The following is a 13,901-nucleotide window of genomic DNA, read 5'->3' on the forward strand; positions in this document are numbered from 1 at the left end:
CGTGGTGGTCAACGGTGACCTAAAAGTAGAACCCAACGAAACCTTTACGGTGCCGCTGAGCTCGGTAGTGGCCTCCGGGCGAAATGTAGTCATTTCAGGGCCTTCGGGCACCGGTACTGGCACTATTACCAACGATGATGCCGCCACGATTTCTATCAACGATGTGACGCAGGTGGAAGGGAATGCGGGCACTATAACTTTTACCTTCAACGTAACTCTCAGCCAAGTGGTTAGCTCCGCCGTGACGGTTGATTTTGCCACTGCCAACGGTACTGCTAACGCTGGTGGAGATTATACCCCTAATTCTGGTACATTAACGTTCCCTGCAAACGGTGCTGGACAAACGCAGACCGTTTCAGTGTCCGTCTTGGGAGATGTTGTGGGCGAAGCAAACGAAACTTTCTTTGTGAATCTGACCAATATTATGGGAGCAGCGGATGTCACCTTCGCTGATAATCAAGGGTTGGGAACCATTCAGGATGATGACCTTTCTTTCAGCATCAGCGATGCCACCATTTTAGAAGGAAATTCAGGAACAACAACCCTGACTTTTACGGTAACGCGTAACAGCACAGCAACGGCTGAAACCATTGATTATCAAACCGCTGATAATACAGCCACCACTGCCGACAATGATTATGTTGCCAAAAATGGAACGCTTACTTTTGCAGTTGGGGATGCCTCAGAGGATATTGTCATTACGCTCAACGGAGACCTAAAGGTAGAACCCAATGAAACATTCTTCGTAAACCTGTCCAATTTAAGCAATGGTTCCATTTCCGATGGGCAAGGGCAAGGTACCATTACCAACGACGATGCGGCCGTAGTTACGCTCAGTGGCGGCACTGCCAAAAACGAAGGAGCAGCAGGAACGACCAGTTACACCTTCACGGCGACGCTTAATAACCCCGTACAGGGTGGCTTGTCGGTAGCTTATACCACCACTAACGGCACCGCTTCTACGGCCGATAACGATTATACCGATAACGACGGTACATTGACATTTACGGGAACGTCGGGAGAACAAAAAACGATTACGGTGTTGGTCAATGGCGATAACAAAGTCGAATTGGATGAAGCCTTTACGGTGGCTTTGGGAGCTATTACGCTTGCTCCTGTGGAAGTGACTACGGCGGGCAGCCCACAGACAGGCACCATCACCAACGACGACGCGGCCACGGTTGCTTTGGTCGGCAATGTGAGTCAGTCAGAAGCGATAACGCCCCAAGTGTTTAGTGTATCATTGAGTAATCCAGTGGATGTAGCAGTGACGGTAAATTTCTCAACCACAGACGGCACCGCCACCACGGCCGATAATGATTACACCGGCATCACCAACCAAGTAGTAACCTTTGCTGCGGGTACAACAACGGCACAGACGGTGAATGTGACGGTGGTCAACGATGCTAAAGTGGAAGCAAACGAAGGTTTTAATGTAGGACTTTCCAGCTTGGTTGCCTCGGGCCGCAATGTGATTTTGGGTACGAGTACAGGCACAGGAACGATTCAAAACGACGATGCCGCAACGGTGACCTTATCGATACCGAGCACGCCCTATTTGCAAAACGAAGGAAATTCTGGCACAACAGCTTATGTCTTTACCGCTACGCTTAACAATCCCGTACAGGGAGGTTTTCAGGTAGCCTATACGACCAACGATGGTCTGGCCATAGCCCCCGAAGATTATACCGACAACGATGGTTCATTGAGCTTTGCGGGGACGGCGGGCGAAATGAAAACCATCACAGTGCTTGCCAATGGGGACCTGAAAGTAGAAGCCAACGAAGATTTTACTGTTGCGCTGGGAGCCATTACGGGCGCTCCTGCGGGCGTTACGGTTGTTGGTTCCCCCAAACAGGCGGTGATTACCAACGACGAATTAGACTTTGGCGACGCGCCCGATACGTATAACACCTTGCTAGGCAATAATGGTGCTCGCCACAATACCTCCATTGCCTTCCATTTGGGAGCCACCGTAGACGGAGACGTGGACGGGCAACCTACCCCAACTGGCAACGGTGACGATATTGACGCCGAAGGTGACGACGACGACGGGGTAACGCTTCCGTCGGCCTTTATTACGGGTACCACGGCCAATATCACGGTTAATGCCTCAGGGGCAGGCTTTTTGAATGCTTGGGTTGATTTCAACAATGATGGCGATTTTGGCGACATGGGAGAGCAGGTTTTTACCAATCAAGCTTTAGCCACTGGCGACAACAACTTGACGATTGCCGTACCATCGGGGGCCGTACCCGCGCTGACGTTTGCGCGTTTTAGATACACGACTGCAACCGTAATGACGCCCTCCTTCGTTGGCTTACAAACGACGGGAGAAGTGGAAGATTATCAGGTCAATATTTTAAATACGCAGTTTTCAGTCAGCAGCCCCACGGTAGCCGAAGGCAATGCGTCTACCACGAGCCTTACCTTTGTTATTAGCAGAACCAACAATGCGAATGCGGCTTCGGTAGATTATGCCATCACGGGTGGTACGGCTAGCTCTGGAACGGATTATGTGGCTTTAGCCTCAGGTACGGCCAATTTTACGGCAGGAGGAGCCTTGACTCAGAACGTGACGGTGACGGTCAATGGTGATTTAATGGTGGAAGACAACGAGACGGTAATTCTGACGTTGTCAAATCCCGTAGGGGGCGGCATTAGTACTGCCACAGGAACGGGCAGCATTACCAACGATGACGCGGCTACGCTCACCTTGAGTGGCGGCACTGCCAAGAATGAAGGCCTTTCTGGAACCGTGAGTTACACCTTCACGGCGACCCTGAGTGCGGCGGTACAGGGTGGTTTCGGTGCTCCTTACACGACCACCAACGGCACGGCCACGGTGGCAGATAATGATTATGTTGACAATGACGGTAATCTGAGTTTTGCGGGAACGTCGGGAGAACAAAAAACGATTACGGTATTGGTCAACGGGGACAATAAAGTGGAATTGGATGAAACGTTTACGGTGGCTTTGGGAGCACTGACTGGCTTGACGCCTGTACAGCTGGCTGCGATTACGACAACAGATAGCCCACAAACGGGCACCATAACGAACGACGACGCGGCCACGGTGGCTTTGGTCGGCAACATCAGTGAGTTGGAGTCAACCACGCCCCAAACATTTAGTGTATCATTGAGTAATCCAGTGGATGCAAATGTGACCGTAAACTTCTCAACTTCAGATAGTACCGCTACAACTGCCGACAATGACTATACGGGAATTACGAATCAAACGGTGACATTCATGGCGGGTAGTACCTCTGCACAGACGGTGAATGTCAGCATTACCAACGATACCAAAGTAGAAATAAACGAAGTCTACAAGGTTGCGCTAACAAATCTTGCAGCGAGCGGCCGAAATGTGATTTTGGGCACGAGCATAGGTCGGGGTAATATTCAGAACGATGACGGTGCAACGTTGACGTTAAGCGGCGGTACTTCCAAAGCGGAAGGTAACAGTGGTACGACGAGTTTCATCTTTACAGCAACACTCAACAATGCAGTTCAGGGGGGATTTTCGGTAGCGTATACCACAAACGATAGTACCGCAACCGTGGCAGACAATGATTACACCGACAATGACGGTACACTGACGTTTGTGGGAACTGCGGGTGAAACCAAAGACATCACCGTGTTGGTCAAAGGAGATTCTAAAGTAGAAGCTAACGAGGCATTTAAGGTCATTTTAGGCGCACTTTCGGGTACGGTATTAGATGCCTCTATTGCTAGAAAAGACACCATACAAATTGGAGACATCACCAATGATGAAATAGATTTTGGGGATGCTCCCGCATCTTATGGTACATTAACGGCCAATAATGGGGCACGTCACGCTACTCTTTTGGGAATGTATTTGGGTACAGCTATCGACGGTGATGAAGATGGACAACCCACTGCTACTGCCAACGGCGATGATACAGATACCGACGGCGATGATGAAGACGGAGTGACGTTCCCTAACTTTTTATTGACTGGAACCAGTACCTCCGTTACTGTGACTGCCTCCGTAGCGGGTAAACTTGATGCGTGGATTGATTTCAATCAAGATGGCGATTTTGATGATATTGGAGAACGAATCGCCAATACTCTTTCATTGACCGCCGGCAGCAATCAAGTTAACTTTAGCGTACCAGTCGGCTCGCCCGATGGTAATGCACCAGCCCGTTTCCGTTTTAGCAGTGCGGGTGGTTTAAACGCAACGGGATTAGCCCCCGACGGGGAAGTGGAAGACTACGTGGCTGCGGTCATTAATACCCTTCGTATTTATGTCAACGCTGCTAACGTCAACCCGTCGCAAGATGGGTCTACTTGGGCGAAGGCATTTTCTAATTTACAATCGGGCCTGAACGCCGCAGCTACATCGATGTTTCCTGATATCGAAATTTGGGTAGCACAAGGAACTTACAAACCTGGTACACTGCGAAGTGATGTCTTTAAGATTCCTTCCAAAGTACGGGTTTACGGAGGTTTTGTCGGTACAGAAATCAATTTGTCGGAACGTAACTGGGTAACGCATCCCGTAATTCTCAGCGGAGAAATAGGCACCATACAACGCAACGATAACTCCTATCATGTGGTGCTGTTTAAGTCTACCGATTCACTGACACGTCTGGATGGATTCCGCATTGAAAGAGGCTTCGCTGAGTTCGTAGCGGGTACTCAAAATATCAATGTACCTGATTTACTTGCCTCAGGAGGCGGTATTTTGGCCATTGAAAAAAGCAAAGGGTTGATTACCAACTGTGTTATTACTGATAACCGAGCCATCGGGGGCGGTGGTATGTTGCTGCGCGACAGTTCGCAGTTAGCCATTACCAAGACCATTATCTACGGAAATGAAGCTACTTTCGGGGGTGGGGTATACGTTTTGGGGGGCAGTAAACCCTATTTTGAGAACGTATTAATGGTGATTAACAAAGGCTTAGGCGGGGGTATGTACGTTAACGGCAGTCAGCCTTCTTTGATGAACTGTACGATTGCTTCCAACAAGGATGATGGAAACAATGCGGGAGGTATCTTCAATGCCAACTCGCTGACGACAGTGAAAAACAGTATTTTGTGGGGTAATACAGCACCTCAAAGTACTACTGGAAGTGTAATTACCTATAGCACGGTTGAAGGTGGCTTTTCTGGGGTTGGTAATAGTAATCTGAATCCGCTTTTTGTCAATGCCAACCCTGTTGGATTGGCCCCGTTGGGTACCTTGGGTGATTATCACCTGCAAATATGCTCACCTGCAATCAACGGTGGTGATAATGCGGGAGCTCCTAACGAAGACTTGGAAGGTAATGTAAGGCCATTCCCCGTTGGTTTAGGTATTGTCGACCGAGGTGTGTTTGAAAGTCAAAGTAGCGGCAGCAGTGGCCCAGCCAATTTGACGGTGACAGAACCCATCACGAGCGGAACGGTGCTGAAAGTAGCCGACAAAATAGTGGCTACCAATCAGGTATCAGGCGCAACGGTAGTATATCAGGCGGGAAAATCCGTGACGTTATTACCAGGCTTTACGGCGACGGTAGGAGAAGGCAACAGTTTTCAGGCACTCATCGGCGGCTGCGATAAATAAACCAAAATGAGCAGGAAATGAAAGCACTGACTATTCCAGATTCAATAATGCCACTAGAAGGCTTTTTGTATCTACCACGCTTCCAAACCAAAGACGGCAATAGAAGTGTAGATTTGAGGCGGATTGTCTATTTGAGTGCGCAGGTCAATTATACTATTTTTCATTTGGAAGATGGAGAAAGTGTAATTACCTCGCTTCCCTTAAGTTTCTATGCTTCTTTGTTAGAAAAATATGGCTTTCTGAGGCTTCATAAATCCTCCCTTTTGAACTTGCATTATTTGAGTCAATGCCATATTCTGCGTTTTGAGATGTTGGTTTTACCTTCGGGACATTCCATTGAAATTGCCCGTAGGCGCAAAGCAAAACTCAGAGAAATGATGAAATCTTGTTAAAGACTTGATGCCGATAGTGCGGTTTGATGAGCTTTGAATCCAAACTCTGAGGGAGGCCAAGAATAAACTTTTAAGTGGTGCCGGTGTTTTTGAAGACGGCACCACTTAAAACAAAAAAAATGTACAAAAATCAATCGACCTTACTGCCAATTTGAACCCCTCTGTGCCGAAGATATTTGTAGAGGGTCATTTTTGAAATGTTCAAATCAGCGGCAATTTCATTGACCCCCAATTTACGTTCATTGTATAAAGTCTGGGCAAGCATTGCTGTTTTTTCGGCTTCCTTAGACAACCCCCTTCGGCGGCCACCTTTTCGGCCCCGGGCCCGAGCCGCCTCCAATCCAGATTTTGTCCTCTCTCTGATGAGGTCTCTTTCAAACTCTGCCAAAGAAGCAAAAATATTGAAAATGAGCCTGCCCTGGGCAGTGGTGGTATCAATGTGGTCATTGATTGAAACCAGGCCTATGCCTCTTTTTGAAAAATCGGAGGTAATTTCAAGCAAGTGCTTTAAAGAACGCCCCAACCGGTCGAGTTTATAAATATAGATGACGTCCCCTTGTCGGAGCATTTGCTGCATGGCTTGCAGTTGGGGGCGGTCCGATTTTATACCAGAAGCTTTTTCCTGAAATATCTGTTCACATCCCACTTTTGTCAAGGCATCAATCTGCATTTCCAAATTTTGATCTTGGGTAGATACCCGGGCATATCCTATTTTCATTTGTCTACCTGAACTTATTTTATATCTCAAAAATAATATACGTAGATTTCTATACAAGTTTATTTTACAAACAAGTGACTTTTCAAGAGAGGATTTACTTCCCTTTTAGAAACAAAAAAGCCATCATTGCATATCTGACTTAGCAATGATGGCTTTGATTTATTCGTACTCTATTTATGATTTTGGCTTATCAATCTCTACTTTGAACGGCTGATTATAATAGCGTTTACCCGTCGTTTTAAACAACGCATTGGCTACTGCCCCAAAAACTGGTGGGAATGGCGGTTCGCCAAGACCCGTCGGGTCAACATCGCTTTCTACAAAATGTACATCAATTTTCTTCGGCGCTTCGTTGTGGCGAATGATGCGATAATTGTGGAAATTACTTTGTTCGGGGGCTCCGTCTTTGTGGGTCAATGCTCCGTAAAATGCATTACCGATACCATCAACTACCGCACCTTGTACCATATTCCGAGCGGCATCAGGGTTGACAACGACGCCACAATCAACGGCACTCGTTACTTGTTCAACATACGGTTGGCCGTCGCGCATGACCATATCAACCACATGACCAGCATATGAAGCGTGACAGAAATAAGCAGCTACGCCACGTTTTTTACCAGCATTTTCGGGTTTGCCCCAGCCTGATTTTTCTTTCAGCAGTTCCAAAACGCCAATGTATCTGCTTGCATCGTAATCATTGTTTTTGCCTACTGGATTTTCTTTTGCCTTTTTCAATAAATCTAGGCGAAGTTGAATAGGGTCTTTGCCCATGGCTTCGGCTACTTCATCCAAAAACGATTGCTCAGCCGCCGCATTGAAGTTGGAACGGGGCGCTCTGAAGGCTCCAATGGTCACGTTAGAAGGAATTTCCCACCCCTCAGCCAAATAGTTATCAACCGCTCCCGCTGGGAAACGATTGGCATGAACGGGGTTTTCGGGAATTCCGCCGCCAATTACATGAAACCCGATCAGATTTTTGTTGGCATCCAACGCTGCACGATACGTAGCGGTGTACATCGGGCGATAAATGCCGTACGTCATATCGTCTTCACGGCTATAAATCAGTTTGACGGGTGCTTTGAGTTTTTGAGAGATTCGAGCCGCTTCATATACGTACGACCCGTAGGCTCTACGACCAAATCCCCCTCCCATTCGAGTCATTTGAATTTCAATCTTGTCGGCTGGTAGGTTTAAAATTTTGGCAAGGGTAGGTTCCATCCAACCGGGCGCTTGCAAAGGCCCAGCCACCACCGCTTTATCTTCCATTACGTGCGCAAAGAAATTCATCGGCTCCATGCAGTTATGAGCCAAAAACGGTGCATTGTAGGTGCGTTCGATGATTTGAGCCGCATTTTTGAACGCCGTTTCGGGGTCACCGTCTTTTCTTAATTGCTGGGCTGGTTTTTTTGCGTATTCGGCCATCATTTCAAATTGACGGCTTGTGGTTTCTAATCTACCTGGAACGGTTACTTCTCTTTTTCCGCCTCTTCCCGACATGGTTTCTTTTAAGTCGCCGGCGGCTTCCCATTGTACAATCAGCTTTTTGCGAGCGTTCATTACTTCCCATGTACTATTGCCCACTACGGCAATCATTTCATTGAAAGTACGGGTATCAAAACCGCCTTGTTCAAAACCATCATCGTATAGTTTAAAGCTAAATACATCTTTGATACCGGGCATTTTCAGGGATTGCGAAGCATCAAATGATTTAAGTTTCATACCGAAGGCTGGCGGATGCTGAATCATGGCAATCAACATACCATCAACCCGATAATCCATTCCAAATAGTGGTTTGCCCGTAACTACTTTTAGGCCTTCCGTATTTTTCTTTGAATTTCTGACAATTGAAAAATCTTTGGGAGCTTTCAATTTTACCTCTTTCGGCACGGCAATGGCAGCGGCTTTGCTTGCCATCTCTCCATATTTTGCCGTTTTTCCGCTTGTGTGCGTTAAAACCCCTGCCTTGGTTGTGATTTCAGACGCAGGAACGCTCCATGTTTGAGCCGCGGCTTCGATGAGCATTTGTCTGGCCGCTGCGCCAGCGTTTCTCAAGGGTTTCCAGTACATTCTAACCGAATTACTGCCGCCCGTAAACTGTGGTCCCAATTTCACGTTGTCGTGTGGGCCCATTTCCACGACCACATTTTTCCAATCTACATCCAATTCCTCCGCCACAATCATTGGTAATGAGGTCATTACATTTTGACCGAATTCGGGATTAGGGCAAAGAATTTTAACGACATTATCGGGGGTAATTTTAATATAGCCCGTAAGTTCTGACCATTGATCGGGAAGATTTAATCGGGCGGCGTTCCGCTCTTGTATTTTTTCGGCGGCTTTCGCATTCGAGAACCAGCTGAAACTTAGCATCATTCCACCACCAGCCAACGCCGAAGATTTGAGGAATGAACGGCGATTATGTGTATTTTTCATTGCTATTTTGCTTTTTTTTAGTGCTACCGCTACACAATTTATACTTTAGAGGCCGTTTTTATCGCTTCTTTGATTCTCAAATACGTACCACAACGACAGATATTCCCACTCATTGCGGCATCAATATCTTCATCGGTTGGTTTGGGATTACTTTTGAGTAACGCCGCTGCACTCATAATTTGCCCCGATTGACAGTAGCCACATTGAGCCACGTCGTGTTCGAGCCATGCTTTTTGTACGGGGTGTTCTCCGTTGGCAGATAGACCTTCGATGGTGGTAATTTCCTGTTTGCCAATCGCCGAAACAGGCAACACGCACGAACGAACGGCATTTCCGTCTAAATGAACAGTGCAGGCGCCGCATTGAGCCATGCCGCAGCCAAACTTAGTACCTACCATGTTGAGACTATCGCGTAGTACCCAAAGCACTGGTGTACTTGGATCTACATCCACTTGGCGGGCTTTGCCATTGATTTTAAGATTATACTTTGCCATGAGTCAGGAATATGTTTTAAAAATAATTTAACAAAATTATACCGAAAATTCCGTAAAAAACAACACTTTTCAATCGAATACTTATGAAAATCAAACAGAAAAATAACGAATTTGTCGCTGCTTTTTTCTGCCGTAAAATAGGGTTACAGTAGGTTTATTTTCTGCAACCACTTACTTCTTTATCTGATGCGTATCGCGTACACTGCTGAACGTTAGGGCCAACATTTTCCAGCTTTCACTTTGTTTTTGATAGACTTCGGTGACGGTAAATTCAGTGATGGCCTCATTTCCTCTAACCATAGCTACCAGCGTAATTCTGTTCCATACAATGGCCGTATTTCCCGAAACTTCTACCGCTGTATCATGCACTTTGGCCTCTTTGTACCAAATACTTCCACTTTTAATAATTTCCAGTTCTTCGTCCGTTTTCCATGTGCCACTCATGTGAACAAACTTGGCTTTGGCATCAAATAAATTTTTTAATTTATCCACGTTTTTATCGGCCATCCACTGCCATTTGTCTTTAGAGAGTTGGATAAGTTCTTGTTCTTCTTTTGTTGATTGAGCAAAAGCTGAGATAGAACAAAAAAAGAGTAATGCTAAAAATTTGATATTTGTTTTCATTTTAAAAATGGTTTTGTTTTTTGAAATACAAATCTCTATGAACTTTCTTGCTTTGATAGTATATAAATTACTGCTTTTACTACCAATTTTACTGATTGCGGTATTCATGCGAAGTATGGCATTTTTTATATCTTAATTTTGAATGGATTTCAAATGAAAAGAACATGGAAAAGATAGTAAACATAGACAGCATCAGCGGGTTCAATGCCGCCAATAACCACAAAACGCTGCATCCTCTGGTAACCGTAATTGATTACTCAAAGGCGAATCCCCGAGAATGGGGAGATGTGGATTCCATAAAATTTAATTATGGATTGTACAGTATTATTTTGAAAGATGTGGTGTGTGGAGATTTACGGTATGGTCGCCATTACTATGATTATCAGGCTGGCACACTGGTTTTTTATGCTCCGGGTCAGTTTATAAGTATGGAAAATCCCAAAGTTTCGTATCAACCTATGGGGTTTGGATTATTGTTCCATCCTGATTTTTTGATTGGTACCCCTTTGGGAAAAACCATTCAAAACTATAAGTTCTTTAACTATCAAACCCATGAAGCCCTTCATCTATCTGATGATGAGAGAACAATGATTCTTGATATTTTTTCGAAAATAGAATTTGAATTGAAACAGCCCGTTGATAAACACAGCAAAAAGCTCATTGCCGCTAATATTGAACTGTTTTTGGATTACTGTCAGCGATTTTACGACCGCCAGTTTATTACAAGAGATGTAGCCCACAAAGGCATTTTGGAAAAATTTGAAGCGTTGCTGAATGAGTATTTTTTGTCCGAAAAACCACAAACTCTTGGATTGCCTTCGGTGGCCTATTTTGCGGATGAACTTCATTTGTCGGCCAATTATTTTGGAGATTTATTCAAAAAGGAAACTGGACAATCTGCCAAAGAATACATACAAGATAAAGTGATAGAAGAGGCAAAAAACAAGGTGTTTGGAAATGATAAAACGGTAAATGAAATTGCGTATGAGCTGGGCTTTAAATATCCACAACACTTTACAAGGTTGTTTAAACAGCGGGTAGGATATACCCCAAACGAGTATAGAAATCTTAACTGACGCTCAAAGTCAACTCATTGAAACAGCCAGTGGTTTTGATCAATAAACCATGGTTTAAATGACTGAATTCGGCTAAAGCCCAAATTAATTTCCAAAAAAATTGGAATCAATTTGGGCTATTGGATCGGCATATTTCGTACTATTCAAGTAAAGCAGGCGTGAAGGGCTGGTTATAAAATCGCTTACCAGTAGCTTTGTAAAGGGCATTGGCCAACGCCCCGAAAACGGGAGGATAGGCTGGTTCTCCCATTCCAGACGGGTCTATGGTGTTTTTCACAAAATGTACGTCAATTTCTTTGGGCGCTTCGTTCATGCGTATCATGCGGTAGCTGTCAAAATTGCTTTTATCGGGCACTCCTTTGGTAAAGGTCATATTGCCAAACAAGGCCGTACCTATGCCATCCACTATTGCTCCTTCAGTCATGTTTTTGGCCGCATCTGGGTTGATAACGATACCACAGTCTATGGCACAACACACTTTTTTAACAACGGGCATTCCTTCTTTCATTTCCAAATCAAATACATGAGCAGCATACGAATCATGGCAGAAATAGGCCGAAACCCCTAAATGTCTGGTGTTTTTTGCTTGTTCGTACCCCGATTTTTCCCGAACCAACTCCAAAACCCCTGCGTAGCGTTCGGGTTCGTATTCGTTGTTTTTACCTACTGGGTTTTCTTTGGCTCGTTTAAGCAATTCCAATCTGAATGTTATCGGGTCTTTGCCTGCCGCTTCGGCTACTTCATCTAAAAAAGACTGCTCGGCAGCCGCCATAAAATTTGAGCGAGGAGCCCTAAAAGAGCCAACGGTAAGGTTGGTTTCGACGCTCCAATCTTCGGCCAAATAATGATCAACGGCCCCCGCAGGAAAACGATTGGCATACAAAGGCGACTCTGGCACTCCGCCCGCTTTTACATGGAAACCGATTAAATTATTGTTGGCATCCAAGGCTGCACGATAAGTGGCCGAATAGGCCGACCGATAAATACCCGAAGTCATATCATCTTCTCGCGTATAGAGCAGCTTTACGGGGGCTTTCACTTTTTGAGAAATCAGGGCGGCTTCTATCAACCAGTGCGCATACGAACGTCGTCCAAAACCGCCCCCAAGGCGAGTCATCTTAATGTCAATTTTCTCTAAGGGCATCCCCAAACGAGAAGATAAAGCCAGTTCTGTATTTTCAGGTTTTTGGATTGGCCCTGCCAATTCGGCTTTTTCATCGGTTACATGCGCAAAGAAATTCATGGGTTCCATGCAATTATGGGCCAAAAAAGGGCCCGTAAAGGTGCGTTCCAGTACTTTTGCCGCGTTTTTGAAAGCCGTTTCGGGGTCGCCGTCTTTGCGACGAACCGTGGCGGGCTGGGCCATTCTTTCCGCCATTTTGGCCGTATGGTCTGCTGTACTTTCCAATCCTGCGGGGATTTTGGCCGTTAGCTTTCTTCCCATCATGTTCTTCTTTTCGGTGTAGTCGGCAAACGGCTCCCATTCGATTTTTAGGGCTTTTTTGGCTTGCATCACCTCCCAAGTAGAATTGCCCACGATGGCCACCACTTCCAGAAAAGTAGTGGTATCGAAAAACTGCCTTTCGTAATCGTCTTGAAATATTTTAACGGGAAAAATGTCTTTAATCCCTTTCATTTTCCTGACAACGGCCTCGTTTTGGACAGACTTAAATTTCAATCCAAAGGCTGGCGGATGCGTAATCATTGCAATGAGCATTCCTTCCTTTTTGATGTCAATGCCAAATAAGGGTTTTCCTGTGACGATTTTTGGGCCTTCTACATTTTTTTGAGAATGGCCAACAATCACAAAATCTTTTACATCCTTCAATTTTACGTCTTTGGGTACTGGAATCTGAGCGGCGGCCGTGGCCATTTCGCCGTATTTTGCCGATTTTCCGCTTTTCTTATGATACAAAACCCCCAATTCTGTACTAATCTCTGCCACGGGTACTTGCCATTGGTTGGCGGCGGCTTCTCGAAGCATCTGTTTGGCGGTGGCCCCTGCCATCCGTAAAGTCTGCCAGCCTTGGTGAATCGCCTGGCTACCTCCTATAAACTGCCGGGTAAAATGCTTGGTATCTAAGTCTGCCTGCTCCACAACGACTTTTTTCCAGTCTGCGTCCAATTCCTCCGCCACAATCATGGGCATGGAGGTTTTTACGTTTTGTCCCCCTTCGGGATTGGGCGACATGATTTTGATGATGTTATCGGCCGTAATTTTCACAAAACCGTTCAGTTCATTCCAATCAGGAGGTAGGCTCGCAAAGTCTGGCGTTTCGGCAGGGGTAAAGCCTGATAACCACCCAATACTAATCAACATTCCTCCGCCCGAAAGGGCTGAGGCTTTCAGGAAAGAACGCCTGTTATAGGTTGTTTTTACTTTTTCCATGTTCAAGGTTGTTTTGTTCTAAAATGGGGCCTCGATGTCTACCAATCCATTATTTTTTTGCGACTGTTTTAATAACAGCTTTGACGCGGGCATACGTACCACAACGGCCAATATTACCACACATGTTGGCGTCAATGTTCATAATTTGTCCAGTCTGGCAGTAACCGATTGAGCCAAGTCGTGTTCGAGCCTTGCTTTTT

At 45.7% G+C, this 13,901-nt stretch carries 8 protein-coding genes; 3 read left to right on the forward strand and 5 right to left on the reverse strand.

Going from position 1 to position 13,901, the window contains the following annotated elements; translation table 11 throughout:
* Together NCI00_RS29190 and NCI00_RS29195 are read left to right on the forward strand one after the other, a co-directional pair.
* The coding region (locus NCI00_RS29190) for a Calx-beta domain-containing protein (RefSeq protein ID WP_253533481.1) at nucleotides 1-5,572 on the forward strand (5,572 nt) is incomplete at its 5' end.
* A 17-nt stretch (nucleotides 5,573-5,589) separates the two neighbouring features.
* A complete protein-coding gene (locus tag NCI00_RS29195; RefSeq protein ID WP_253533483.1) occupies nucleotides 5,590-5,964 on the forward strand; it encodes a LytR/AlgR family response regulator transcription factor in 375 nt (124 codons plus the stop codon).
* 130 nt (nucleotides 5,965-6,094) lie between these two features.
* On the opposite strand, the gene NCI00_RS29200 is transcribed toward NCI00_RS29195, so the two are convergent.
* From NCI00_RS29200 to NCI00_RS29215, 4 genes are all read right to left on the reverse strand, one after another.
* The gene (locus NCI00_RS29200; RefSeq protein WP_253533485.1) at nucleotides 6,095-6,682 is read right to left on the reverse strand and encodes a recombinase family protein; all 588 of its coding nucleotides are present in this window, start codon (nucleotides 6,680-6,682) and stop codon (nucleotides 6,095-6,097) included.
* A 174-nt stretch (nucleotides 6,683-6,856) separates the two neighbouring features.
* Entirely contained in the window at nucleotides 6,857-9,118 is a 2,262-nt protein-coding gene (locus tag NCI00_RS29205) for a xanthine dehydrogenase family protein molybdopterin-binding subunit (RefSeq protein WP_253533487.1), read from the reverse strand.
* Nucleotides 9,119-9,156: 38 nt separating this feature from the next.
* On the reverse strand, nucleotides 9,157-9,612 hold the full coding sequence (locus tag NCI00_RS29210) for a (2Fe-2S)-binding protein (RefSeq protein WP_253533489.1): 456 nt from the start codon (nucleotides 9,610-9,612) through the stop codon (nucleotides 9,157-9,159).
* A gap of 171 nt (nucleotides 9,613-9,783) precedes the next feature.
* The gene (locus NCI00_RS29215; RefSeq protein WP_253533514.1) at nucleotides 9,784-10,236 is read right to left on the reverse strand and encodes a nuclear transport factor 2 family protein; all 453 of its coding nucleotides are present in this window, start codon (nucleotides 10,234-10,236) and stop codon (nucleotides 9,784-9,786) included.
* Between the two features lie 164 nt (nucleotides 10,237-10,400).
* Between NCI00_RS29215 and NCI00_RS29220 the strand changes: the two genes are divergently transcribed.
* Nucleotides 10,401-11,312, forward strand: a complete 912-nt coding sequence (locus tag NCI00_RS29220) for a helix-turn-helix domain-containing protein (protein ID WP_253533491.1) — start codon at nucleotides 10,401-10,403, stop codon at nucleotides 11,310-11,312.
* A gap of 139 nt (nucleotides 11,313-11,451) precedes the next feature.
* Here the strand turns inward: NCI00_RS29220 and NCI00_RS29225 are convergent, their stop codons facing one another.
* Nucleotides 11,452-13,701 carry a xanthine dehydrogenase family protein molybdopterin-binding subunit gene (locus NCI00_RS29225; RefSeq protein ID WP_253533494.1) on the reverse strand — a complete coding sequence of 750 codons (2,250 nt, stop codon included), beginning with the start codon at nucleotides 13,699-13,701 and terminating at the stop codon, nucleotides 11,452-11,454.
* Nucleotides 13,702-13,901: the final 200 nt, after the last annotated feature.

The sequence above is a fragment of the Runella salmonicolor genome (assembly GCF_024158025.1).
Lineage (GTDB): Bacteria > Bacteroidota > Bacteroidia > Cytophagales > Spirosomataceae > Runella > Runella salmonicolor.

Coding starts and splice junctions, on each gene's coding strand:
- NCI00_RS29210 (WP_253533489.1), bottom strand. CDS start 9,612: ATGGCAAAGTATAATCTTAAAATCAATGGCAAAGCCCGCCAAGTGGAT.
- NCI00_RS29195 (WP_253533483.1), top strand. CDS start 5,590: ATGAAAGCACTGACTATTCCAGATTCAATAATGCCACTAGAAGGCTTT.
- NCI00_RS29200 (WP_253533485.1), bottom strand. CDS start 6,682: ATGAAAATAGGATATGCCCGGGTATCTACCCAAGATCAAAATTTGGAA.
- NCI00_RS29220 (WP_253533491.1), top strand. CDS start 10,401: ATGGAAAAGATAGTAAACATAGACAGCATCAGCGGGTTCAATGCCGCC.
- NCI00_RS29205 (WP_253533487.1), bottom strand. CDS start 9,118: ATGAAAAATACACATAATCGCCGTTCATTCCTCAAATCTTCGGCGTTG.
- NCI00_RS29215 (WP_253533514.1), bottom strand. CDS start 10,236: ATGAAAACAAATATCAAATTTTTAGCATTACTCTTTTTTTGTTCTATC.
- NCI00_RS29225 (WP_253533494.1), bottom strand. CDS start 13,701: ATGGAAAAAGTAAAAACAACCTATAACAGGCGTTCTTTCCTGAAAGCC.